General features: G+C 57.8%; 14 protein-coding genes and 2 pseudogenes. 7 read left to right on the top strand and 9 right to left on the bottom strand.

Annotated features, from left to right (window positions below; translation table 11 throughout):
* Positions 1–5: 5 nt before the first annotated feature.
* Positions 6–171, bottom strand: a pseudogene (locus P6U29_RS35465) (IS256 family transposase); the annotation flags it as partial.
* 987 nt (positions 172–1158) lie between these two features.
* Here P6U29_RS35465 and P6U29_RS35470 point away from each other — a divergent pair.
* From P6U29_RS35470 to P6U29_RS35485, 4 genes are all read left to right on the top strand, one after another.
* The gene (locus tag P6U29_RS35470) at positions 1159–1305 is read left to right on the top strand and encodes a hypothetical protein (RefSeq protein ID WP_249757627.1); all 147 of its coding nucleotides are present in this window, start codon (positions 1159–1161) and stop codon (positions 1303–1305) included.
* A 75-nt stretch (positions 1306–1380) separates the two neighbouring features.
* Positions 1381–1938 (top strand): lasso peptide biosynthesis B2 protein, encoded by a 558-nt coding sequence (locus P6U29_RS35475; protein WP_407114816.1) that lies wholly within the window; start codon positions 1381–1383, stop codon positions 1936–1938.
* On the top strand, positions 1935–3593 hold the full coding sequence (locus P6U29_RS35480; protein WP_407114817.1) for an asparagine synthase-related protein: 1659 nt from the start codon (positions 1935–1937) through the stop codon (positions 3591–3593). The genes P6U29_RS35475 and P6U29_RS35480 overlap by 4 nt, the downstream gene beginning before the upstream one ends.
* Positions 3580–5277, top strand: a complete 1698-nt coding sequence (locus P6U29_RS35485) for an ABC transporter ATP-binding protein (protein WP_407114818.1) — start codon at positions 3580–3582, stop codon at positions 5275–5277. The genes P6U29_RS35480 and P6U29_RS35485 overlap by 14 nt, the downstream gene beginning before the upstream one ends.
* On the opposite strand, the gene P6U29_RS35490 is transcribed toward P6U29_RS35485, so the two are convergent.
* Positions 5207–5881, bottom strand: coding sequence for a GntR family transcriptional regulator (locus P6U29_RS35490; RefSeq protein WP_407114819.1), 675 nt, complete (start codon positions 5879–5881; stop codon positions 5207–5209). The genes P6U29_RS35485 and P6U29_RS35490 overlap by 71 nt on opposite strands.
* Before the next feature lie 1705 nt (positions 5882–7586).
* On the opposite strand from P6U29_RS35490, the gene P6U29_RS35495 reads away from it, so the two are divergent.
* Positions 7587–8918, top strand: a complete 1332-nt coding sequence (locus P6U29_RS35495; RefSeq protein ID WP_407119514.1) for an MFS transporter — start codon at positions 7587–7589, stop codon at positions 8916–8918.
* A 1560-nt stretch (positions 8919–10478) separates the two neighbouring features.
* Here the strand turns inward: P6U29_RS35495 and P6U29_RS35500 are convergent.
* Both P6U29_RS35500 and P6U29_RS35505 read right to left on the bottom strand, forming a co-directional pair.
* Positions 10479–12146, bottom strand: coding sequence for an ABC transporter ATP-binding protein (locus P6U29_RS35500; RefSeq protein WP_407119515.1), 1668 nt, complete (start codon positions 12144–12146; stop codon positions 10479–10481).
* Between the two features lie 2268 nt (positions 12147–14414).
* A complete protein-coding gene (locus P6U29_RS35505; RefSeq protein ID WP_407114820.1) occupies positions 14415–14621 on the bottom strand; it encodes a hypothetical protein in 207 nt (68 codons plus the stop codon).
* Between the two features lie 478 nt (positions 14622–15099).
* Between P6U29_RS35505 and P6U29_RS35510 the strand changes: the two are divergent.
* Both P6U29_RS35510 and P6U29_RS35515 read left to right on the top strand, forming a co-directional pair.
* Positions 15100–15319: pseudogene (locus P6U29_RS35510) on the top strand (NEL-type E3 ubiquitin ligase domain-containing protein); the annotation flags it as partial.
* 88 nt (positions 15320–15407) lie between these two features.
* Entirely contained in the window at positions 15408–15581 is a 174-nt protein-coding gene (locus P6U29_RS35515; protein WP_407119614.1) for a hypothetical protein, read from the top strand.
* Positions 15582–16373: 792 nt separating this feature from the next.
* On the opposite strand, the gene P6U29_RS35520 is transcribed toward P6U29_RS35515, so the two are convergent.
* The 5 genes from P6U29_RS35520 to P6U29_RS35540 all read right to left on the bottom strand — a co-directional run bounded on the left by P6U29_RS35520 (position 16374) and on the right by P6U29_RS35540 (position 24014).
* On the bottom strand, positions 16374–18620 hold the full coding sequence (locus tag P6U29_RS35520) for a hypothetical protein (RefSeq protein WP_407114821.1): 2247 nt from the start codon (positions 18618–18620) through the stop codon (positions 16374–16376).
* A gap of 634 nt (positions 18621–19254) precedes the next feature.
* Entirely contained in the window at positions 19255–19608 is a 354-nt protein-coding gene (locus tag P6U29_RS35525) for a hypothetical protein (RefSeq protein ID WP_407114822.1), read from the bottom strand.
* Positions 19609–19884: 276 nt separating this feature from the next.
* The gene (locus P6U29_RS35530; protein ID WP_407114823.1) at positions 19885–21126 is read right to left on the bottom strand and encodes a cytochrome P450; all 1242 of its coding nucleotides are present in this window, start codon (positions 21124–21126) and stop codon (positions 19885–19887) included.
* Positions 21127–21449: 323 nt separating this feature from the next.
* Positions 21450–22331 carry a pantoate--beta-alanine ligase gene (locus tag P6U29_RS35535; RefSeq protein WP_407114824.1) on the bottom strand — a complete coding sequence of 294 codons (882 nt, stop codon included), beginning with the start codon at positions 22329–22331 and terminating at the stop codon, positions 21450–21452.
* A gap of 201 nt (positions 22332–22532) precedes the next feature.
* A complete protein-coding gene (locus P6U29_RS35540; RefSeq protein WP_407114825.1) occupies positions 22533–24014 on the bottom strand; it encodes a pentapeptide repeat-containing protein in 1482 nt (493 codons plus the stop codon).
* Between the last annotated feature and the right edge of the window lie 795 nt (positions 24015–24809).

Below are 24809 nucleotides of genomic sequence, written 5' to 3' on the forward strand. Positions count from 1 at the left end.
GGTCTGACGACTGTGATTCCGTCGGCGAATTTACACCCGGGAGAGTTTCGGCAATTGGTTGTGGCCATCGAGACGACGTGAGCACAGTCTTGTTCGATAGACATCCCTTTTGTTCGATAGACATCCCTTGGCGCGGACGGTGCGGTGGCGCACGGTCGCGAACGCGCTTTGATGACGTTAGTAGCTCCCTGCGCGGAGTTCGCTACATCTGTTGTGCCAACCTAAGGTACTGACTCGCTTTACCGGCTAATGTCCGCAACGGGTCCTGGCAGTGAAAACACTCAGCTGCTGTTACGAGTCCCTTGTTATTTTAGGGGAATTGATCAGGCTCTTTATGAAGAGGCAGATCGTGGGCAGCGGACACTGCTGCCCGAACGCCTCGATGACTTGATTGGCGAGAGCAACCCGGTTCGCGTGATCGACGTATTTGTCGCTGCGCTCGGTTTGGCGGAGATGGGCTTTGAGGTTGCGGAGCCGGCGGCACCAGTCGGCGTCGTACCATTCGCGTCAGCCATTCTGAAGTCGGTCCTGCCTCCAGGGCCACACGCTCAACTTGACTGATCCAAGGCTCAAGGTACCCCACAATCGATGGCGCAGAACAAGCTTTCCGGTCCCGTCGTACCTCGCATATCGCAAGGAGTTTAGGGAAACATCCAGGCCGACGTAGATCATGGCTGTCCCCCTCGGATGGAAAGGGTTCATGATCGCCAGGCAAAAGGGGCTACTCGGCAAATAGGCCAGGCGATCGGGACCGAATACCCCATCTGTTGCGAACAGCTGCTACGCTTCACGTTCTGGTCATTGTTGTGGGGCCCGAGCGAACTTCAACCTGGATTGAGCCTGAGGATGGGGAGACCTGCGGTTAACGCCTGTTGGAATTTGTAAAGACGCGACTGTTGATGAAAACTGGCGACGAAACCTTCCTCTCGAACCAACCCTGGAAGATACGCATGATGATAGGTGATTGACTCATCGTCCTTCGGCCGCCGGCCGCAAACGCGCCACCTAATTGCCTCGTCGCCCAATCCCGCATCCTCCGCAACGTCAAACTATTTTTCGAATCGATCGACATCATACTCAGAAAATAAAAGCCCTATTTTACATCACGATGCTAGCTTCCGCGAGCTGGCGATATGCCGGTCACTCTGGAGAAAGTGGATGAATACAACCGCTATCAATGACACCCTTATCAAGGACACGGTGCAGGACCTCGGGGACGCTACCGAGCTCACAAAAGGCTTTGGGGGCTCGTGGCGCGCGGAACACACCACGGGCGATTATTATTACATGGATGACTCCGATTGACGCGGACCGTCTTGATGGGATGGGCTTCGGCCCATCCCATCAGTTTGAGGGCGCAGTGGGCAAGGGATCGCTGCTGTGAGCGACATATTACATGCGTGGTCTAACGGGCGTTGGATCAGCCTCGACCTGCAATCCAATCGTTACAGCATGACTACCACATCTGTAGCTTGTCCGGAGGAACGTGAACGGCTAACCGAGACGACGGCAAAGTTGCGCGATTGCCTGAGTTCACCGCCAGCCTTTCTGCCACCTCTCCATCTGGTGTGGCACTATGCGCGTGCGGCTCACGCTGCTCGCTTCATTCGCAGCCAGACCATCATTCGTCAACTCGACTTCATACGTGCCTCGCGTCGCGGTACGGCACCGGCGTCCGTGGGAGTCGAAACAATCCATTACTACGCCAGCGTATTCCAACATCTGCGCAATCTTCGGTTCCGCCGCCCGCGCTGTCTTGAGGATTCCGTGGGGGGCTATCTTTTTTTCTATCCCTACATCGCATCGCTCGAGCTCCTCGTGGGTGTGAAGCAGCCACCCTTCACAGCCCACGCCTGGCTGCAATCTGGCGACCTCATTTTGAACGACGCGAAGCGTGCTGTGGAGGACTACAGCGTCATCTTGAGATTCGAGAAATGAGACTCAATGCAGACGCGCTCTTGGATTCAGCCCAGGAGCTTGCCACCATCGTTGTAAACGGCCAGGTGGAAATTACGGTGCTCAACGATATTGTTGACGCCGAGACCGGCATGCCGACTCAATTGGAACCAACACACTTCAAAGGCACGTCTCTGCCGGAGATTGTGGCTCTGCTGCAGGAGCGGTACGCTGGCGATGCGGCTTTCATTGTTCGCGCGCCAAGTGGCATCGCGATCGTACGCCCCGCTTTCTCGGAAATCCCCATCTTCTACCAGGTCAGACATGATTTGATTGAGTGCTGGGCAGGACTGAAGCTGCCAGATGCCGCCTTGGCGCAACGCCGCGCCTTCAACTTTGGCTATTTGACCGGCCTGATATGCAACGCGTCCTGGTTGACCCCGGAAACGGGGTTGTGTGGGATTTTCGAGCTACTGAGTGGCGCGGCGCTCATCGTCTCAAGTGGCACTTTTCGGCAAGTCGATTTTCTGGCGAGCGCCGTGGCCAGGCTCAACGCGTCGGTGGTCTCTTTCGAGGACGACGTGGCCAGCTTTCGCCAATTGATCTCGGCGAGCGTTGCTCACAAAACGCGCCGCTATGACGGTGCTTTCAGCATTGAATGTTCCGGGGGCCTTGATTCGTCGGTAGTGGCGTTGGCTGCGGCCGACCTCCATCGAGATAGGCCCCTCTCCCTCCTGAACAGCTACTCAGAGACGGACGTCAATGGTGACGAACGCTTCTTTTTTGCCGCGCTAGCCGAGCAGGTGGGCGGCGCGCCAATCTATGTCGAAGCGAATGCTCGCTCGTCGACGACCGGCCTATCGTCAGACTTGCTGGCTCCAACGCCGCGACCTTGTAAGCTGGCGGCCACGATCGCCACAACGGCTCAACTTCACGAAGCTGCGCAGGCTGCAGGATCGCGCCTTGTGCTCACTGGAGATGGAGGCGATCAACTATTTCTTAGAATGAGCCGCTTGACGATGGCCAGAGAGCTGCTTGCCGAATCCCGATCGCCACGAGAGGCATTGCACGAGCTCGCCGGCCTTGCGATCCAGGCTCGTGCGTCTGTCTGGCGTGTTCTTCGCGACGTGATCACCGGTCAGAGCAGCCGGGACTTACGCCGGCATATGTTCGGTGATCTTCGGTTTCCGCAGTCGCCTGTCGCATCAGTGCGGCCGGATATCAGTACAGAGCTCGTACCTGGCGCCAGGTCCCTACGCCACCTGCCGACGTCGCGACTGTTTCAGTTCTTCGGCATGCGTAATGCGGAGCTCAATCGCATCGCACTACGAGACATTGCGGTAGAGGAGCGAAAGGCGTTTGTATTCTGGCCGCTCATCAAAGCAGGTGTCATCGCGGCTCGCCGACATCATCACTCAAATGGAATTGATCGTGCGCTTGAGCGCGAGGCCTTCCGGGAAGACTTGCCCGACGTGATCTATTATCGGGTTGGTAAAGGTGCCGGGCGCGACATGCTGATGCGGTACGAATATGGTGCCTTGGCGTCACGCGTCGAGCGTAGTTCATTGTATCGGCACGGCTTGATCTCCCGCGATCTCCTCCGTTCTGCTATCGACAATTTGTCTTACGACTCAGCGTTGGCACTCGTTCGTGTCTGCGCTGTTGCCGATTGGATGGACCTTCATGAACTCGGGTAAGCCGCTCTTGCCCCCGCTCCAATGGGACATCATCAAGACGAGCCTGCAATCTTCCCGCCTTCTTGTCGCGGGCTTCCTGCTCACGACCATTGCAGCGTCCGGCTGCACGGTCGCCGGGCCGCTCTTGTTCTCACGGGCCATCGCCCGGCTGTCCAGCGCGGCGCCGCGCTATACGCTCAGTTTGTTGTTGCTGTTTGCCGTTACGGCGGCGCTTGCTCGATGCTTGCAGGACGTCAAGGTGGTTCTGTCAAACAGGCTGGAACAGGATATTCGTAATCTCTCCAGCAAGATGATCATGGCCGCTCTGGTGAGCGCCGAGGGATCGCTGTTTGCTCAAAACAATCCGAGCAAGATTTCGGCAATGGTAGAGAGTTGGCACCAGTCCAATAAGATCTACATCCAGCTCTATTTGATGGTGCTGATGGGCGGGGTCGCCGATGTTGCGTTCTCGTTCCTTGCCGTCGGTGGAGCAGCGAATTGGTTTGTGGCGCTGTTCGTCATACTCTACGGCGCCGTCCTCGTCCTGATAGCGTGGAAGAGCAATAGGGTTACAAAGGTGTATCAGGCTCAGGCGCAAGCCTCAACCAACGAGTGCTCGAACCTTTTTGGAAATGCAATCGAAAACATCGTTTCGATTAGGATGTTCCGCGCTCAACCCTGGATAGCTGAGTTGTATGATCGCCAGACCGCCGCCACGCGCCGAGCGTGGCTCACGTTCTATGGCGTCCGGTTGCGCTACGGCGCTTTGCAAGCCACTCTCTTGTTCGTTCAGTATGCCTCGATCTTGGGTCTCTCGCTGTGGCTCTATGACCGGTCAGGCGAGATAGGTGGGCTCGTCGCGGTGAGCATGATCCTGGTTCAACTGAACCGGCCGTTCGAGCTTATCGGCATGTCAATTCGGGACATCATCGTTGCGCGTGGCATGGCCGGGCCGCTGCAGGCCCTGCTTGATGCACATGCCCCAGCGGTGCGACCCTCTATGCTCAGGCGCACTATGCCGACATCCGGCTCACTCACCATTTCCATCAGCGCGCTTTCGTTTGGTTATGAGCGAGCCGCCTCGCCGCTTCTCTCTGGGATAACGGGCGAGTTCAAGCCCGGTGTCATCAACTTCATCATCGGACGGTCGGGCGCTGGCAAATCGACGCTTATGCAACTCTTGCTAAAAATGCATCAAGGCTACAGCGGCCTGGTACGCATTGGCTCCCTGGACCTGGTCACGATCGATCAGGAAGATTACTTGGCGCACGTAGGTTACGTGCCCCAAGAGCCCATAATGATGAATCTGAGTATCCGCGAAAACGTTCTGCTGGGCCGCCCGTTTTCCGATGCGGACGTGTTCCAAGCGCTAGAATGCGTCCATCTGGCTGATAAGGTCACTTTCTTGCGGGACGGTTTGGACTACCGTGTCGGAGAGCGGGGTCAATTGCTAAGCGGCGGCGAGAGGCAGCGCCTTGCGATCGCCCGTGCACTCATCGCAAGGCCCCGGCTGTTGCTCCTCGACGAGGCCAGTTCCGCACTGGACGAGCAGACCGAGCGCGGAATCTTCGACGAACTTCGGCAACTCGCGTCGGAGACGACGATCATAGCAATCACGCATCGCCGGGGCGTGATCAGCCCACATGACTACGTGCTAGATTTGTCGTGGTCGGCATCCGCGAGAGCCTCGCATGTGCTCGCATAACTTCCGTGACCCGGCGTCTGAAAAAGTCCTGGATGGCGCGGGCTGCGGCTTTGTGCTGCCCTTCGACCATCAACGCACTAATACTTTGGCTTTCAACAAGCAAATCGCTGTAGTACGTACGCGTTCCCATTGCGCGTGAAAGATAGACATAAACAACGTCCGCGACGTGATCCGCAATGTGGCGATGCTGTTTGACCAGCAACGCGCGCCGATAGCACTCGCCTACTTTCAAGAAGAGTTTGGCGGGATCCTCATTACTTGCGTAAATGGGCTTAATCTCACCGCAGAAGCTTGCCGCCACTTGGTCAATCAGCTTCGCCTTGGTGAAATCGCTGATGCTATCGACATACATTTGCGAGAGCATATTGCAGAACAGGATGGCTTGGTGTGGGTCGATCGGCCTGGCGTTGAACCCCTTGTGGTCGACATTTTGCACCACATCGCGCTCAGTCAGCCGTATCAAAGCCTCTCGTACGGGCGAAATGCCGACGCGAAGCTCATCGGCAATGTCGGCAGGCTTCAAGGCAGTGCCGGGCAGCCAATGGCCCAGCAGTAGGCGCTCGCGCAAGGCCTGGAATACCGGATGCTCAGTCTCAAAAGCCATGATTACTCGCCCGTTCAACCGTCCTGACTGAGGCGCGGCCACGGGGGCCTCACCTCTTGGCATAGCTCATGCCGCCCGGAAGCCATGCGCGGTCCGTTGCGTGGCGAAATGGCTACTGGGATAGGCCGCCATGGCAGGCCTTCCGCCAGGGCCACGAAGCTCTGCCGCCGAGCACGACCTGGGTATGTCCAAAGCGGCATAGGCGGTCGGAACGGGTAGAGGCGATGATCGAGCGGCATTTCTGCTATTGTGCAACTCGCGCAAGAAGAAGCGTCCCAGCCACTATTGCCAACGTCGGCGCCAACATGTTCGCTTCGCTGTTCACGGTGTTGCGTCCGCACTCGCGGTCCTCCTTGGTCATGACCAACGAGCCGGGCTCGAAGGAGAGATTGAGTTCCGCCGTTTCTCGTCATGGTCCGCTCGTTATAAAAAAAATCGAACGGCATCCGCCCACCTGATCCGCTGGTCGAAAATTGGGAGTCCAGTTCAGTTCCTCGCTCGCCGAAGATGCTGAAGATATTCCAAATGGCTCGGCAATGTGCGGACTAACTCGGCTGTCCGATCCCGCATTGCTTGGGATGGCTCCCATTTCGTTCATCAAATGTTAGCGGTTTGTTGGAGTTGTCTAATCGGTGCAGAGCTCCAGCTCCCTCGATCGACAAGAGCATCGCTTGGCACGCTGGCGGCGAGGTCAGGGGAGGGATTTCACAGGTTGTGAGATTGAAAGCCACCCCGCCTTAAGGCGATGCTCATCACCGCGTTTGAAGGAGCAGCCGCGTTCGTAACGAGCGATCAGCATCGGCGGCTCGGAAGCCTCCACTCGCGCATTGGCGTCGTGTTGGTGCTCCAGGTTCATTCGAAGGCGGAAGGGGCTCGCATCGGGTGAACAACACCGCCACCATTGCTAATGAAGAACGTTGAGACTGTCCAAACCGCTCTGCTTTTCGCGAGAGTTGAGACATTCGGAATCCTTGTCGGTCGTTGGAGAGCCTTCGCGTGGTCGGGGACCGTCCCCACCTATCTGAGATACAACTTGACGCTGCGTGCGATTCAAGTGATCTGAGGCCGGCAAACTGGACATTTTTTGGCTAAAGTTTTCGCCGCCGAATCCTCTCGGCTGGGAGGAGCGACAGATGATGAAGGCCTCAAAGTTTTCCAAGAAGGCGTTCATTCTCAAACGGTTGCGGTTGCGGAGATCTGCCGCAGAGCCGCAGTCAGCTAGGCGACCTATTTCAACGGGAAAAGGAAGTACCAGGGATTGCCGCCGACCGAGATCCGACGGTTGAAGCAGCTCGAGCTTGTCCGATCGCACCTTTGGTGCGCAGTCGTCGCCGATTGCTTCGACGGCTGCGATCGCAAGATCAGAGCAGGCGCCACCTGTTCGGCGCCCGCCAATTTTGTCGCAAACCCGCCGCTGCACGGCAGCGCAATGTCTGGGCCCGCCGACAACTGCAGCGGGTTCTCTTATTTGTCTTTGCTGGCAAGGGCCGCGATCAGTTCAAGTTGTTCAATGGGGCCGCAAGAGGCAGGCATTTTTATTGCACATGTTATCATGAGCTTCGTCCTGACAACGCTTCAGTCTACATGTGGACTGGCGCACTGGCCGTGCCAGATCATCAAGCGTGTGCGGCAAGTGGAGCGCAACGTGCGCGGCCTGACTGGTCGAAATGTTCAGGCCAGCGATCGCGCATCACACGGATCGAGGATGGCCACGCAATTTACTCAGGAGAAGCCGGACTCGGTCCTCGATGCCGCAGACCAACGCTTGACCAGCCGCGCCGTGTTGGGTGCAACGATCGGCAATATTCTCGAATTCTACGACTTCGGGACCTATGGCTTCTTCGCGATCCAGATCGGCCAAGCGTTCTTCCCGGCAAGCGACCCGTTCGCCAGCCTCATGCTGTCGCTCTCAACCTTCGGCGCGGGCTTTGTGACCAGACCGATTGGGGCCATCGTGCTCGGCTCGTATTCGGATCGGGCCGGCCGCCGGCCCGCGATGACCGCCAGCTTTGCCATGATGAGCGTCGCGATCCTGTTGTTGGCTATTACGCCCTCGTACGAGACAATCGGAATTGCCGCTCCGCTGCTGGTTATTTTTGCACGTTTAGTGCAGGGCTTCGCGCTGGGCGGTGAGGTTGGTCCGACGACCGCGTATTTGATGGAAGTGGCCCCGACCGAAGGGCGCGGTCTTGCTGTCTCATTCCAACCCGCCAGCCAACAGATCGCTGCGACGGCCGGAGCGCTCGTTGGAGAAATACTCTCCCTCACCATGACGAGCGAGGCACTCAATGCGTACGGATGGCGGATCGCGCTGTTGCTCGGCGCCGCTACGTTACCGTTCGGACTTTGGTTGCGGAGCACTCTGCCCGAAACGTTGCACCGCCCCAAGGCGCCGGCTCTGGTCATCCAACCTGTAGGAAGATCGCCTGCCGCTCGCCGCATCATGAGCTTGGGATTTGTCATCTTGGCCAGTTGCACGATCATTACTTATGTCACGGGGTATATGACCACCTATGCGCTGAACACCCTGCACGTTTCCGCGCCTCTCGCCTTTGGTACTGCGCTCGTCAGCAATACGATAGGAATTGCTGCCGCACTGCTGGGCGGCTGGCTCGCCGACCGCGCAGGCCGTCTGCACATCATGATATGGCCGCAGGTCACTGCATTGCTGATGACTTATCCGGTATTCTTGTGGATTGCAGAGAGCCGCAGTGCCCTCGCACTTCTCGGAGGTCTCGGCGCACTCACCCTGATCGGAACGATTCCGTATAGCGCCTTCTATGTGAGCATGGCCGAAGGTTTGCCCAAGAACATTCGTGGTCGCGCCTTCGCGACGATCTACGCTTTTGCGATAGCGATTTTCGGCGGCACAGCTCAACCAGTCGTCACCTGGCTGATCCACCTTAGCGGGAGCGCGCTCGCGCCCGCCTGGTACATGCTTGTCGCTGGCGCGGCTGGGCTGTTTGCCATGCTCATGATGCCGGAGACGGCCCCACTCAAATTTAGAGCGCGGCGCACAAGTAAAAGCCCGCCATAGCGCCGGACAATGTGATCACGGTCCCTTCCGGATGATCTCGCGCGCTGCCTCGCGCGGGCCGCCGAGAATGTACGTCGCCGCGGCGCCGACGCTCTGTAAGGACGCCATGAAAACATAGTTGCGTCCGGATCCAGCCACCGCCAAGATCCACGAGCGCCTACAGCGGCCCAAGAAAGCGCGGCGACGGAGAAATCTCCCCCAGAGGACCATGACCTTTCCATTCAACCCCCGGGGCGACCGACCAATGAAGAAGAAAGTTGAGTGGCGCAAGTATCTAAGCTAGGTACCGAGACCGTAGGGCCCTTCACAGCGGGCAAAACCAAGGCTTGCGACGCCCACTTGACTGCACGGGCGGCGCGCAATCGTACACACCACGATCCTCTTGAAGCCAGCGACCCGATCGGGAGATCCGTAGTGGCCGGCCAGGTACAAGCCGCACCACTTGACCTGGCCGGATGATCGATGGCGGCTAGCAGACTGCATTTATGACGCTCCGCCGGCCTGCGACATCAGTAAGTACCGCGTCAGACGCAACGCCAGGTAAATGGAAGCCAAGATCGACGATTGTTTTCATCGGACGGGACTGAAGCCCGCTTGCAGCATATGCGCCGAAAAAGGAGCAATCGAACCAGTGACCACAGCACCCGCCCACTCTTGCACTGCGCTCTTCCAACGAAGGCGATTGCGAGAATGTCGATCTGACGTCTTCGGACACCCTTCATGGACGAACTGCGCCTCATATCCAAATCCTCGTTGGAGGAAGATGGCTACGCGCACGCTCCGCCGGCCGGCGACACAAGCCGCGAGATCCCTTAGGCAGCCCCGAGGTCAACAAGGGCGTTGGAGGCTAGACGGTTTCAGGACGGGGGAGCTGAATTCTGGCGCGAGGAAGCGCAACGGTCAATTGGTCACGAGCGCCTATTCCCGGGCGCGCAGAGCGGTCTGCAGCCGCTGGCGCTGCTTTTCCCAACGCTCGTCCTCGGACCGTGAGCCCTCAGAGCACGATCTTCCTGGATGGCCCCCAACCTTTTCTGTGTCCTCGCGCTCGCGCAGCGCCGCCTGCGGTTTCGCGCTCGCCTTCACGTGCCGTTCGCGATCCTTTACCTGGCCGACTCCTCCCGCAGACGATCGGCCTCTCGGCGCAGCTGTTTCTTTTCAATTCGGCTGCGGCGTTCCGAGCCTGCCGATTGCTGATCTTGCGAGCGGTTCGCTTCGCCAGCTTGTCGATGTCTGCCTTGTCGACGAACTCATCGATTTCGGCGTATATTTGCAGAACTCCGGTCTAGGGCCGCCTGAATTCAAGAAGAAGGAGGGAGCCTGTTCCGACAGCAAGTGGGCCGATCGCCAATCGCACGCCTGTCCCTGCCGCCCGGGATCGAATGTTGGTAATCGGCGCCCTAGGATATTTCACATCCACCGGAGCAGCGGCAGCCCAACTCCGTCATAGACGCCGAGGATCGTCTCTACGGCCTGGGTAGCTCCTTGAACTGCGAAAGCATCTCGTGCAGGAATGCAACTCAAGTGCAGACAGTCAACGCGCCGGGCTGTTCATTACTTCTCCTATGTCACTGACAAGCCGCAGTCGGTCAGGTCGACCACGACGTCGGTCGTAGAAACGACGCCTCTGCGATGAGTGATCGCCAACACGGTCACATCTTTCGCTAGAGTGCGGATATGGTCCATAATGTCCCGCTCGGTTTGTTCATCGAGCGCGGAGCTGGCCTCGTCGAGAAGAAGGATCGCCGGCTCGCCATAAAGCGCGCGGGCAATAGCAATACGCTGGCGCTCCCCGCCGGAAAGCTTCAAACCGCGTTCTCCAACGGCTGTGTCAAATCCTGCCGGCAAAGTCTCGATAAAGGGGAGAATAGCGGCTTTTTCCGCGGCAGCGCGAAGGCGCACCTCGTTGCGGGGCCGTCCTAGTAGGATGTTGTCGGCCAGCGACTCATTGAGCAACATCACGTCCTGCGGCACGGCAGCAACTGCGGCATACCAATCCGCGCGATCGACGCCCGCTATATCGATTCCATCTACCAGAATACGACCGCAGTCTGGTTCAATCGATTTCAAGACGAGCTTAAAAATTGTCGACTTTCCCGATCCGGATTCACCGACAAGGAAAGTGATCCCGCCGCGCCCAGCCATAAACGAGACGTTCGTAATGCCACGACCGTTGTCGTAGGCATAACCAACGCCCTCGAAAGATAGCTGGCCAGCGGAGGGCGTAAAATCTTGAGCGTGAAATGTTGGCCGCTCTTCTGGTGCGGCCCATAGTCTCGCTAGAGGGATGAGGTCGACGCGCGACCGCGCCACGTCAGAGATCGCTCGCGCAACCATCTCGAATGGCATATTGAGCTGGAGTAGAAGCGTGTTGAATAGCACCATATTCCCCATGCTGACCGCGCCAACCCGGTATTCAGGTATAAGAATGAAAAGCGTGACCGCAAATTGTAGCGCGACGGCTGGGCCGAGCACGGCTATGTAGGCAACGCGTTGGAACACATAGGCTCGCCAGTTATCACGCACCTCCCGCGCCTTCATCGTAAAGCGCTGGCTCATCCAGTTATGACTGCCGAAATAGCGCAAGGTGTCGACGGCGTTCATGAGGTTGCCGACGAAACGTGCATTCTCCTGTCCGGCTTCGCTGGCCCGATTTAGGAACACGTACGCCCGACGCGTGGAACTCCACGTCAATGCAATCGCGACTGCCCCATAGACAACAACGATTGCAGCGATGTGGATGTTGAGGCGCGTGCCGAGAGTAGCGAGCGTAAGTAGAAGCTGTGTTGCAGCAGGGATGAAGACGACGGTCCCAAGCTGGACCAGGGCCGTCAGCGCGCTACGACCGCGAGCGGCCGCACTCTGTATCTCCACTGGATTGTGCTCAAGAAAAAAAGCCGCGGTTTTCCTCAGGATGCGATCGAAGAAGCCTGTTGCAGCGATGAAGCCCAGGTTCTCGGCTGTCATAAAGGAGAGATACTGGAGCATGCGCTGCAATGCGGAGGCCACGCCGAGCAGGACCGCATAGCCAGCGAACCCCCACGCAAGCACCGACATGTCTCCCTCGCGCGGGAGACGGTCAATGAGACACGAAAATACAAGGGGCGCTGCGACGCTGCTCGCGCTGGAGATCAGCGCCACTGCGACAACGACGAGAAGCAACCACCGATCAGACCGCCAGTACGCATGCAAAATTTCGGAAATCGGTAACAACGTGCTGTCGTTCGACATGATCTGCGGCGGATCGGGTAAATTGGCTTTGCTTAGGCTGAAAGAGCCGACATAGCCTTGTTCGGCACGATTCAGCTTCCATGCCAGCTCACATATAGACGCTCGATGCGGGCTCACCGGAATTTAACTTGTGTACCATTGCTTGATTTCAAATCAATCGGTCCTGCACCGTCATCAACTCACCAACCCTGGTAGGTTGCCCTTCGCCTTCTCACGTGAGAGATCATCTTTTGCGCCTTCGACACCGCAGCCGCGCCACTCCATCCGTCATTTTCTGGAGCCTAGGATGTCGACACCACGAGACGCCTATCACCCTATCGCTCGGAACACGACATGAAGAGCGTGCAGACTCGTCCAAACGGCCGCCCCGGCCGATACAACTGACCTTCCTCTACCGGTGCTGCCGCCCCTCAACAACTGCGTCAGCCCGTCAGTTCTCTGGACGGGAGCAGAGCACAGGTCTGCTTAAATTTGTTGATACTCTGTAGGAGGTTGTTCGTTCGTGGCCAACGGACTTCTGCGCAAGGCTGTGGAACTTAGCGCAGGAATGGACTCCGCGTCCGTCGCGATTGCTGTCGAGAAAGCGTCGGATCGCTAGCATGTGGCGGGATACTATTAGGCGACGGGAGCAGCCCCAAGCAGATTGATGGGCGAGCGAGCATTTTGGGCAAACTGAGTTGCCGCGATCACGCCGTCGACCTGCAAGCCCACATGCCTGCGATTGATCTGGATCTTGCGCCAAACCGACGCCTGCCACTCATGTCAGAGTATTACCTCGAGGCCTTTGGCTCACTCTTGGATAGGTTTCGCGCTGACGGCTGCGAAATAATCTGGTCCGGCATAGGCGGAGACGAGCTTTGCGCTTGCTCCAGCGCCGAGGAGGATGAACCTAGATCTATGTTGCCTGCAGCTCGCTGTTGGGCTTGCAGAAGAGCTGTTGGCGAAACGCGGGCTTGACGCCACTCGTTCATCCTTCCTTTTTAATGCGCCGCCCAGCTCCACTGTATCCACAACTTTGCTCGCAAGTCTTTGTCATGCTCGTCCACTCGCGAGGCGAGGGCTCTGGCCCGTTCGTCCGCTACGAGACCCGAAATTGATCCGCCTTACATCCGCTCTTCCGCTTGCACTTCGCGCGCCCAAGGAAATACTCTGTTCTCACGTGCGCAAACGCTTGGCCTCTGACGTATTTCCGCAGGATTCTATAAAGGAGACGTTCGCGCTTGTATTCCCAAGAGCGATTGCGGCTTGTGCAGACACAATTTCATCGCAGCTTTCTTCTTGCGCCCTCGTAGACTTTGGCTTGGTTTAACGAGAGTCTGTTATCGCGCTCTTGAACGAGTGATAACAACGCAGGAATTTTCCGCGACAAGCACCTTCGCTCGCTTTCTATGGGCAGAACGTTTCGTTCGGCAGCTTCGTTGATAGCGCCACCTTAGCGACTACGCGCCGATGTCACTGGACGTTCACGCTCGTCGAGCCCATGGAAAGAGACATTGAGGAACATTTTCAGCGGTGGGGCACTCGCGGGTAGAGCACGCGACGCTAGAAGCTACTCTTCCCGATGGTTCATCTAGCTTAGGCCACTTTGCAGTCAGGGAGCGCGAGCGGCCCGGCAGACACATCTGAAACACTTTCGCCGCCCCACGATTGCTCGCGGTCGACGGACACGCGATACACCGCCGTGGAGTCTTGGACCATACGGGGGTTCCGACGCGTCCGCACGATCTTGCGGCAATTTCCTTGCCACGGCCCGTTCGCGTCAAAAGAAAAAGCAAAGCATAATTGATCGAAAGAACAGCTGCGCGGTTCAAGAGTTCAAGTAATTATCGTTGTCGCCGTCCTTGGGATCATATTGACGCCGTATATAGGTTAGGTGCGGTCATTTAGGCGAACAGGTAAGGATGACATCCATGACGCCCGAAAAGCGAAACATCGAGCCGATGGATGCTCTTGGGCGTAGTATCCAAAAGCATCTATCCTGAGAATTCGACCAATTTCACATCGAGCAGGGGCTCGCGTCAAAACGCAGCGTCACGGTCAAAGGAATTTTTCCGCTCACTCAACCTACGCCGATTCAGCATTTGCGCGATGGCTATCGTCACCCGACTGGGTGTAAGTGAGCAATCACTCAGATCATCTTACAGAAGAAGATGGCCCGGCCTGCACCATCTGGCAGCTTACTCGTACAAGAAGAGGATGCGGCCGCCGTCGGAGCAGGCGGCCGCACGAGTCTCTATCCTCATTCTCTTCTTGATTTGTTTTCCGTTGTCAGTGTTGTACGCACGACGGATCGGTCAAACAAAGAAACAGGTCGCAGATACCATCCAGCGGGTCATCCGCGCACTGAGGATATGACGTATCGGCTACCTGCACCTTGGTGGTGACCGGTTGTGCGGCAACCTTTGCAACAAAAGCCGGCACCGCCGCCGTTGCAAGCGCGAGGGCACTCGCAGTCACAAACACGAATTTTTTCATTCGAGAAATCGCTTCCCTAGGTTGGCCCAGCCGTCCTCGACGTCTATATGACGACTGTGCAAGTGGTAAAATTGATTTTCTTGATCTGGTCTATCTACGGAATGGATAAGCTCGGACATCACCGTACGGCTTTATCTTAGGCCGCTCGGAACGTGCAGAGCCCGTTTCCGAGCTCTCGACGGGCTCGACGCATTTCTCGGATCACTCGAACACAGCGTGTTGTTGACCTGAGTTGTGTCGTCCTGGCAATGAGACAGTCGTTTGCATGGTTCGAACATGTGCTGCCCGAAGGCACCTGCGTCACATTTGCACGCGCGATTGTTCATGACCGATAAGACGACTGCGAACATCGCTTACCCATTCTTTTGTTCGGCTGCGCTGCAGGATACACGGCAAGGCTTCGACCGACCCGATCGCGGCGGCATGCTGGCTGCCGAGCGGGACTGCATTGCTGGCCAGAACTTGCCATCGCCGCGATATGGTTGCCGGGCGCCTGTGGCGCAGCGTGGCGCATTGGGAAGCGTCTGCTGTCGACGAGATCGAGGTCTATCTCGCCTACCAGACCCAGGTGCGCGACCCACTGGAGCTGCGACACGTCCCCCTGACATGCGCTTTTGACCGTCTCTCACGTCACGGGCGACGACGTTGCGAGGGCGATCGCAACGGTGCGGGAGCGGGAAGCTACAGGCTTTGCAGACTATCTAGCAACGCGTTGGCAAGCTTGGGAAACGGTGCTGAGGCGCATTGCCCCCGAAGAGCATGCAGCAATGGAGGAGCGGCTCGTCGATGATGGGCGACGAGTTTCAAACTCGGCTGAACCAAGGGCTCGCCGAAGCGGACCTAACGGGCGATGCCGATGCCGAGCGGACGCTCGGACCTCAAATCGTGAACGAGATCGCCCCCGAGATCAAAAGCGAGGTGATGCACCGGGTGCTTGGGCCGCACGGCATCGAGCTGTAAAGATCGGTCAGACCAATGATACGGATTTCTGTCGTGAGCTCGCGCCACGGACTCAATGGACAGCCCCCGCCAAGCTGATCGGGCTGCGAAGGCATCGCCTACGCTTCCGGCGATGCCACCGTTGGTCGCTCGTGATGGCGACTGAAAAAATGCAGGGACATGACTGGCTTTACGCCCATGTACTGGAACTGTCTCGGCGGCGCTCGGCGCCATTGTCATTTGAAGAGAAGCAGCTCCGACGTCACTCGGCTTGAGGCGCTCAACGAAGAACGAGAAGCCCCAGCATCTTCCGCAGGCCATGGAGGCGGGATGCTGGGCCGTCGTAGCCTTATGCAAGAGTATCAAACAGGCAGCGTTATTGTGCACCGCCCGATTCGATTCGTCAAAGCGGCCCGGGATGCTCAGCTCCCGTGCATCCGAACCACGCGCAAGCCGCTCAAGCTCCGCCAAGGGTTTGCGCGCCAGTTCGCGGCGGGCAGACAGGCGAAAGCGCCGGTACATCCGAGCTGATCGCCGCCGGCATCAGGCACATGTTTCTCCGCCTGCCGCACTCAGTGGCCTAGCTTCTCGCCCGAGCGCCGATCTTCGCCACGCCTCGTAATGGCAGCTTGCTTGTCGGCGACCCGGATCGCCGGCTGACAAGCCTCCGTGGTGCGTGTTCTCTTCCCCAGGCTCCATCCTGTTGCCAGATGGAGCCTGAAGGGGCTCGGTGCTGCTCAGGCAATCCGCCGAGCCGATCCGGAGGCATGAAGCTGCCACCGAACGGCACACTGCCGCAAGACAACCAGCTCACTAGATCCCCAGTCGAGCCATCTGCGCCGACACCTCCGGATCGGGAAGGGGGTGCCACGGATGGCGGCCAGCGGCGGTGCTCAACAAGGACCTACAGAACGCCGGGGTGAGCTTGCCGCGGTGGATCACGACATTCTCGTGCCCCTCGGCGGCTCGAGCGCTCTGCCAGTGCTGATTGTAGCCGCGCTGTTGGTCGGACTTTACGTGGCAAGCGGCGAATTCGCGATCGCGCAGCGTTGCCAATTCCCAGGCATGTACCGGCCGCTTGGTATGGATGTGCACCCACATCGGTCTTGGCGTCTCACCACTGCGCAGCGCCTTGGGCTGCAGCTTGATCTCGAATAGCGTCCCTGGCTCTTCCTTCAAGGCGCGCGGTGGATCCACTGACGCCAGTTCCCCCGCCGCCCGCAACTGTTCAAGGTATTTTTGCGATGGAAACGCATAGGTCTTCAGGCAATCGCTCGTGATTGCTGCCTTCCGCGCGTTCAATGAGTTTGCCTGTCCCTGCACCTCGGACCACATCCTCTTGAGCCGGACTATTTTTTCGTGCACTTCGGGCACTTGCGCAGGCGTGAGTAGGCCACGTCGGCGAAGCTCCTCCAGCGCGGCTACACAGGCCTCAATCTCGGCGGCCTGCGTCTGCAAGCGCTTAATGACGAGATCCAAGACGTGGTCGGCATCCTCGGGCTTCATCTGGCGCGCTTGCGAGACGGCGCTTTGCTGAGCCGGCAGATTAAACTGCAGCAGTTCGTCCAGTCGCTCGAGTAATCCCGCCAGTGCTTTCCTGGAGGGCGGAGCCTGCCACATCTGGAGGTGCTCGGTGGCAGAGGTTGACGCCCTCGCCCGTGCCTCCTCCGCGGTCACGAGCTTCTTGGTACCGAGATCCGAGAGCACGATAACCTTGCCTGTCGGGGCCGTGGCGGCATCGGGCCGCGCAAGTTGCGGCTCGGGCGGGCGGGCCGTCGAACTCCCCTCGCCTGCGGCCGCTGCGCGTCTTCCTTTGCCCTTTCTGCGCGCTGGACTGCCTTCGCCCACGAGAGCAGTATTTTCCGGCAGCGCAGCCCAAGCCGGCGGTTCAATCGTAGCTTCCGTGTTTGGCTGCACTGCCAGCAGCCGCATGACTTCGTTCGCCGTGAGCCACGCACCTTCCACGATCTCGTCCAGCAACTGCAACGGAAGGTCAGCTCCCGTTCCGGCCTCCCTCAGCGTGGCGACCATGGAGCTCACCCCCGATGCGAATTCCGAAAGCCGCTCCATGACTCCTTCCAGAACGGCGCGATGCTCGGCGTCGAGCGGCGCTCCGTTGCTGTTCAGAACGGCCTCGGCGGTCGAGACGAATGCCGGAAAAACATCCCCTATGAAGGTCCCGAGCAGACGCACCCGCCCGTTCTCGTCCATGAGGGTGTCGTGCACGGCTGGTTCGAACGTGCTCGCTTGCTCACCAATCAAGAGCTGCGCGAGAGCGATCCGCGATTGCAGATACATGCATTTCGTATTGAGTGCCCAGCCGGTATGCAGTCGTAGTGCGGCCTCTTCGGCCTTGCGCATCTCGAGCGTGCTGCTTGGCAAGTTGGCAGTAGCCGCGCAGACGGACTGCATCCGCTCCGAGCGCAGTGCCTTCTTTCCCCACCAATCCATGCAGGCCGCGTAGTGATCCGCCACGCCTGCAACCACGCGACTCAGCTGGTCGGGCGTAGCGGTGCCTCTGATCTTCTCGAGCCAGTCTGCTGCTTTGTTTTTGCTCTTCTCCAGGGCGTAGATAATCTCGGTGGCCACTTCGTTACACTGGTTCGCCGCATCCAGCGTGTCGTCGCGCAGCCGGCGAGCCCGATCGTCGGGCAGAATGCGACGCGCCAGGTTGGGGGCCAGATTCGCGTAGTACTCCAGAACTGTTGAGCCTGCCCTGACGACTTGGTCGATCAACTCTTGCGCCTCTGGCAAGTTCCGGGCGCGCGTGGCCGCTTGACGGCAAGTTTCAAACTCCTCAAGCAGGCTGCCCAATTTTCGCTTTGCTGCCTTGATCTCGTCCCGCGTTGGCGCCGCCACATCCGAAGTCGGTGGCTGGTTCGCAAGCGCCGCGGTTCTATCTTGAGGCCCGGAGCGCATCCGCTCCACGACGGCGTCGAAGGATTGATTGCGTTGCCCAGGCAAGAGGCCGGGCTCCAGGCTCGAACTGCTCAATTGCCCGGTGCTGTCGGCTCCTGAGGCCCCAACATGCGATCTGCCAGCTCGGCCAATGCCCGTCATATTTTATCTCCGATAAAGTCCAGAATGTGCAGCCTGTCTGGATAGACCGCCTGGCTGACGACTAGCTGACCAAGAGCGTTCTTCCGGATGCACAAGAAAGCCGATGTCGCCATGGGTTCCATTTCGATCGCGGCTCCTGTGCTGGTGAAGGCAGCGATGCGCGATGACGGCGTCAGTTGTGGGATAATCAGCTGAGGTACGTGACCGCAGCCTAACGTGCCCTGGCCAAGATCTGCGCTGTGGACTGCGACAGTACCGGCCGGGAGGCGATCCGTAAGAGTCCCGCGCCTATGCCGGTGGCTCTTTCCACACGAACTGGGCCAAGCCATCCCAAACGCTAGAGAGCAGCCGGGAGACCGCTCGCTTCCTGAACGGCGAATGTGATCAGGCAGGAATGGCCAGCGTATATCGATCGGCAGACCTACGGCCGCCGCACGCGTCCGCTATCTCGTAAGGAGACCTCGACAAAAGAGCTTACCAAGCCAACGGCCATGCACCGATTGTGACGAGACGCTGAAGGCCGATTCGCAACAACATTTCTCCCTGCGAATCGAGCAGAATCGACGTTGCCCAAGTCTTTTTTCAAGCTACTTCTCGCCGAGCCGGCACCCATCCAGGCCCGGTCAGATCACCCTCATAGAAATATGGCAGCCAGCGTACCAAGCGCACCCAGCATCAGCCCGATCAGCGAACCGGCTGTCGGCACGTCTCTAAAGAGCAGAAGCGTGAGTATCGGTTCCAATACCAGAATAGCTCCCACCGATATCGCGACAATGATCCAGATATTTTTCAGATGCATGTAGCCCAGCGCGTATCCCAAAACGAGGAGGATGCCACCGAAGGATATCAGGAGAAACATCGGCAACAGCATTGCCAGATCACCGCCGGCCTTTCCAAATTGCCTTGAGGCAATCAACTCGGCGAATATCGAAAGCGCTTCTCCAAGGAAAATCGCTGCCACCGCTACAATCTTCAATACCAAGTTCATCGGCCTCTACAGTTCCGGCTATCCAAGACAGCCCGGAGACGGGACATCGGAGGTTACCGTCGCGGTTGCCTTTTCGGCCTGCCAGGCGCTTGCAAGCGGTCCGCGCGCTATCGCTCCTCACGGGCACTTCAAACGTCTGCCCGGCTGATGACGAGATCCCGACATGCAGAAATTGTTTCGCGTCGATCAAACCATCTTCGCTTCTTGCAGAAGCAAAGATGGTTCAGATCGAGCCCGAGCCACCGCGTGCCGGCTGCCAGACCGGCGCGATCAGGGCTAGGCTGCAATCCGGACGGGGAGAGCGGAATAACCGTGCACGAAGTTGGACGCAATTCGCTCGGGTTCGCCGACAACCTTGACCTCTAGTCCCTCGTCCAAAATCTCTTCCCAGAGCACTCTCAACTGCAGTTCCGCAAGGTGTCGGCCAAGACAGCGATGGATGCCGAATCCGAACGAGAGATGCTGCCGCACATTCTTGCGGTCGATGACGAAACTGTTGGCGTTCTCAATGATCTCTTCATCCCGGTTGCCGGAGATGTACCACATGATGACCTTGTCGCCCTTCCTGATCTGTTTCCCGCCTACGATGCTATCGGTCGCGGCGGTGCGGCGCATATGTGCGATCGGCGTCTGGTATCGAATAATCTCAGACACGGCGCTCGAGACAAGCTTGCGATTGTCGGTTAGTTTTCGCAGTTCGGAGGGGTACTGACTCATGAATAGGACGCCGCCGGTAATCGAGTTGCGGGTAGTGTCATTCCCACCAACGATCAGCAGAATCAGATTCCCGAGAAACTCACTCGGCTTCATATGGCGCGTTGCGGGCGAGTGCGCCATCAAGGAAATCAGGTCGAGGCGCGGCTCGGCTTTGATGCGCTCGTTCCATAGCCGGGTGAAATAGTCCAGGCACTCGGACAAGATTGTGCTTCGTTTGTCCCAGCTGTCGATCGCATGGCCTGCTTTCGGAGCTGCAACGGCTACGTCTGACCAATAGGTCAGGAGCCGCCGATCCTCAAATGGAAAGTCGAACAGCGTGGCGAGCATCTGCGTTGTCAACTCGATGGAGACCATATCCACCCAATTGAACGGATCATTGCGCGGCAAGCCGTCCAGAATTGCCCTGACCCGATAGCGGATGAGGCTTTCGAGCTTCGTCAGGCTTTCCGGTGCAACGATCGGACTTACGGTATTGCGCTGCTCGGCGTGTTTCGGAGGCCCCATCTTGATGAAACTCGGGGTCCAGTGCTCGTCAGGCACCTCGACGATCGTGACACCCTGCTCCGACGAGAATACGTTGTGATTGGTATCTACTGCTACAATATCCCTGTATTTCGTGAGGGACCAGTACGGGCCATAGGCGCTGTCTTGACAGTAGTGAACGGGATCTTCCCTTCGCAATCGCTCGAAGCAACCCCATATGCTGTCGTCTTGAAAGCGCTTGGCCTCGCTTACATCCAGATTGCTCAGCGGGATGATACACTCCTCGTCAGCTCTATGATCTTCCAATCGCCTTTTCATGATCGTCTCCGCAGATTCTGCGCTTACGGATCCAAAGCCGATTCAGCGTTTCGAGCTGCCGTGGCTTTTGGCTGCGAAGGGCCGCTCGACCAGACTATCTCAAAGTGCAGCTAGCCCACCCCTACCACGTCGAACAGTGAGGATGGCATTGACTTTCCAAGTCGATCTACTCAGTGGATCCGTGAGAGCTATCACCGCTGGTTGGACATGGCTGTGCGCTGGAGGCAACGTAAAGACGAATGCACAGCCGTAAGGTAGCCCCTCGTTCCGGCACGGACGGAGTGGCTACTTTTGTCAAAATCACGCTATGCATAATCGCCCGGCTAGGATTGTTCAGGCAGATCGATCCAGACATCCGGAGGACCATTCAGGAGTGTATCCTGATCTGGAACGTAGATACTATCGAAGACCCTGAGACCATGAGCCATTGCCGCTCCAACAATTATGAAAGGGAGCTTGACCTGCTCTAGGTCTTCGAAGTTATCAGCGCCGACAATCCGAACAAAATCGAGTTTAAACTTTCGGAACTCTATCTGAGATGTAGCCGACGCTACCAGATCCTTGACGCTCGACGCGCCTTGGGCGATCTCTTTCCTCGAATGGTTGAGTGCCTTGAAGAGACACGACAGCTCATCAAGCTCGGAGCGGCTAAATCGCCTCAAGCGCGACGAAATGGGCACTCCGTTCCTGTATCTCACGGTCGGCACAAACCGTATCTCGCAATCGAGAAGGAGGTCTGCGACGGCGCGCTTCACCAGGATCGCCTGACCGATATCCTTGAGGCCGAAGTAGCTGCGAGTCGGTCGCGCATAACAGATCCAGCGGATCGCCCCGGTAACGGCTTCCTTCAAGTACGCCTCAGGCCCGTCTAAACGCAAATGATAGTCGCCTTGCGATACAAACGTTCGATAGCCAGGCGGGAACATTTCGGTGTCGTTCGAGGAAATCACGGCCGTTGCTCCCGCACGTAGGGCAAGTCCAATATCATCGTCCAAATTGAAATCGTAGCTCCCACCTGGTCTAAGCTGGATCTTGTTCGGGTAGACTGTTACAATCGCGACGTCATTCTCCGATGCCGCTCTTCGGATCAGTTCTGCATGCCCAAGATGCAGGGCGCCTAGAGTGTGTACCGTCCCAATAGACTGGCCTGTTCTCGCCACCTCCCGGATGAACGCTTTGCCTGCGGAAAGGCACGCCAGATGCATTTTCTTACTCCAGTTTCTTTGAACCCCAAAAGAGTTATCTGACCGGTCGGATCGCCGAAGGTCCGCCCTGCGTGTCGTGTTGGCCGCGCACGAAGGAGCCCCAAAGAGCCTTAACGCCCACTCACAGCTCGGACCGCCGCATCAACCTATTCTAAGCTCACGGACACTGTAGTCCCTTCTATTTTGCGGCTTCCAAAGCAGTCAGGTTGACCCTTCTCGACCACGTCTGATCACCGATGAGAATTCAGCCAGATAGCTTGATGGCTCGCGCGGCTGATCACCCTTCAAAGCGGTCTGCAGTCCCGGACATCGGTCTGCAAAAAACGGTGGCTCGAATGTGGTTATCTTAGCGCCTGAAAAGTCGACCTTTACGAAGCTGGCCTGGAACGGCGATATCCCACTCAGGTTCGCGTCGCGCAAGGACGATTGGTTCATGCGAACATATGCGACGCGCGCTGCCTCCAGGTTGCTGTCGGTCATTCCCGCGGCGAGATATGCCTGAACGAGATTGGATCCTTCGAGATTTGCGTGATTCAACGCCATTGATTGCGGGGGATCACCGGTAATCATCGACCTGTAGAGGTACGCCTGGGATAAGTCTGCCTGTTCAAGATCGCAGTCGCGCACAAAGGCACAGCGGCCACGAAAACCCGTCAATTTGGCGGCTCGCATTGTGCTCTCTGTTATCGAAATGCTTTCGCCTGATGCACGAGACAGGTCCGCTCCATCGAGCTGACAGGAACGAATAGATGCGCCGTTCAACACAGCACCGACGAGGTTCGCGTCGGACAAGCTTACGGACAGAAGCCGCGCCTCGGTCAAGTCTGCCTGCTCAAGCTCCGCACTTGAAAGATTTGACAGGTGAAGATCGGCGAATGGAGCGCTCAGCGCTCTCGCCGTAATGCGGCCGCTCACCTTTGAGAGTCTCAAATAGGGAAGATGAGCGCTTTCCAGGACAAGACCGTCGACCGAGGTAGGACGCACGATCGATAAACAGTCCCCCTTTGACTGGAAGAACGAGCAATCCGCCAGATGCGCCTTCGTGATCGTGACTTGGCTCAGCTTGGCAAAGCGGAAGGAAGCAGAAGCAAGGAAGCATTCATTGATGGTCGAACCCTGTAATTCCGCGCCATCAAATACAGCATCACTCGCGTCGCACTGGTAAACGAGGAGCCCGCTGAGCATCGCATTGTCAAAGCGTGTCCTTTTCATGCTGCAACCGTGAAACAAACTGCCGGTTGCATCAATTACGTTGCGCAGACTGGCATCATCGAAGTTGCAGACCTGCGCTGCAATCGCATGCATATACGCAAAATCGAGCTTGGCCCCGAGGAAACTTGCCCTCTCTAGCCCCGGGCAGATAAGATTCGCCCCAGAAAGGTCTGCCCGATCCAACTTTGCTCCGTAGAGCTGCGCACGATTGAGGGTACAGCGTCGCAACGGGAAATCTGACAGGTCGTAACCGTTAAAGTTCTCGGAGGATAGCTGCAAGCCAATCCCAGTCCTTCTGATCGCCTCCTCGGTTCGCCTCCCGACAGTGGCCACCGCGCGCAGCCGATCGGCAGCTCGGCTCCAGTACCGAACAAAGTCGCCATCTGATGAAATGTTATTTTTCGGCTCTGACCAGTGCTCTGCGCATTCATTCGCGGTGCACTCGCTATCAGCGCCGATCGTTTGTGACATGTCGACGATTCCGTATTGCCCGGATTACGGGCCTATCTTGACCTCTTTTTGCTCGACCTTGGAGGTACGCTATGCGATTTGTGGCGAACTCGTCGGCGAAATGGCGACACGATGCGTCAAGGCACCTAATGTGTCGGCGGCCTCCGCAGCCGGCACGCTTGAGCACGTCAGCCGAATTCTAGTCGTGCGCCCCCCATGCCGCTCGCTACGATTGTTCACCGAGCCCGGCAACGCTGACAACGCAACGGTCGTTTGACAGTGCCGATATGTCCAGAAGTTGCGGTTTGTCTCGTCGGCTCTTTTAGGCAAATCCACATCGCTCTCCATCAAACCGAATGCGAAAAATGCAAGGTCTTGCTTCTTTCTCAGAATGGACCCACGGCTTGCGGGCGGAAAAGTGATCGTTCATCTAGGGCTGCACTCAGCCCTTACGCGGTGCTACCTCATTTTCGATAGCAACGACCGTGCCAGGCGCGCATCAGTCGCAAGTAAGGGGCTGTATAGGCTTCATGAAATCGAAATTGACGCCGAATGTTTTGAACCCGACAAACACGGTCTCGTTGTCGGGGACTGCACCATGATCGCAAGGCTATCGTGAAAGCGACAATTCCGAGCTCGTTTGCAGGAGAGCAAGAGCCGCCAGTCCTTGCGGGCACGCAATCGATGACTTGCAATTGGACACGTGCGGATCGCCGACCTCACGGTTGGCGATTGTTCAAACTCGGCTAGCCCTGCTCCGCGCGCCGCGCCGGTGCACCTAGTGGGAACCCGTGTCCACAGACTGTCCTGGCCGAG

The sequence above is a fragment of the Bradyrhizobium sp. LMG 9283 genome (assembly GCF_045571415.1).
GTDB lineage: Bacteria > Pseudomonadota > Alphaproteobacteria > Rhizobiales > Xanthobacteraceae > Bradyrhizobium.

Coding starts and splice junctions, on each gene's coding strand:
- P6U29_RS35500 (WP_407119515.1), bottom strand. CDS start 12,146: ATGTCGAACGACAGCACGTTGTTACCGATTTCCGAAATTTTGCATGCG.
- P6U29_RS35535 (WP_407114824.1), bottom strand. CDS start 22,331: ATGCATCTGGCGTGCCTTTCCGCAGGCAAAGCGTTCATCCGGGAGGTG.
- P6U29_RS35505 (WP_407114820.1), bottom strand. CDS start 14,621: ATGAAAAAATTCGTGTTTGTGACTGCGAGTGCCCTCGCGCTTGCAACG.
- P6U29_RS35490 (WP_407114819.1), bottom strand. CDS start 5,881: ATGGCTTTTGAGACTGAGCATCCGGTATTCCAGGCCTTGCGCGAGCGC.
- P6U29_RS35495 (WP_407119514.1), top strand. CDS start 7,587: ATGGCCACGCAATTTACTCAGGAGAAGCCGGACTCGGTCCTCGATGCC.
- P6U29_RS35525 (WP_407114822.1), bottom strand. CDS start 19,608: ATGAACTTGGTATTGAAGATTGTAGCGGTGGCAGCGATTTTCCTTGGA.
- P6U29_RS35540 (WP_407114825.1), bottom strand. CDS start 24,014: ATGTCACAAACGATCGGCGCTGATAGCGAGTGCACCGCGAATGAATGC.
- P6U29_RS35530 (WP_407114823.1), bottom strand. CDS start 21,126: ATGAAAAGGCGATTGGAAGATCATAGAGCTGACGAGGAGTGTATCATC.
- P6U29_RS35470 (WP_249757627.1), top strand. CDS start 1,159: ATGAATACAACCGCTATCAATGACACCCTTATCAAGGACACGGTGCAG.
- P6U29_RS35480 (WP_407114817.1), top strand. CDS start 1,935: ATGAGACTCAATGCAGACGCGCTCTTGGATTCAGCCCAGGAGCTTGCC.
- P6U29_RS35485 (WP_407114818.1), top strand. CDS start 3,580: ATGAACTCGGGTAAGCCGCTCTTGCCCCCGCTCCAATGGGACATCATC.
- P6U29_RS35515 (WP_407119614.1), top strand. CDS start 15,408: ATGATGGGCGACGAGTTTCAAACTCGGCTGAACCAAGGGCTCGCCGAA.
- P6U29_RS35520 (WP_407114821.1), bottom strand. CDS start 18,620: ATGACGGGCATTGGCCGAGCTGGCAGATCGCATGTTGGGGCCTCAGGA.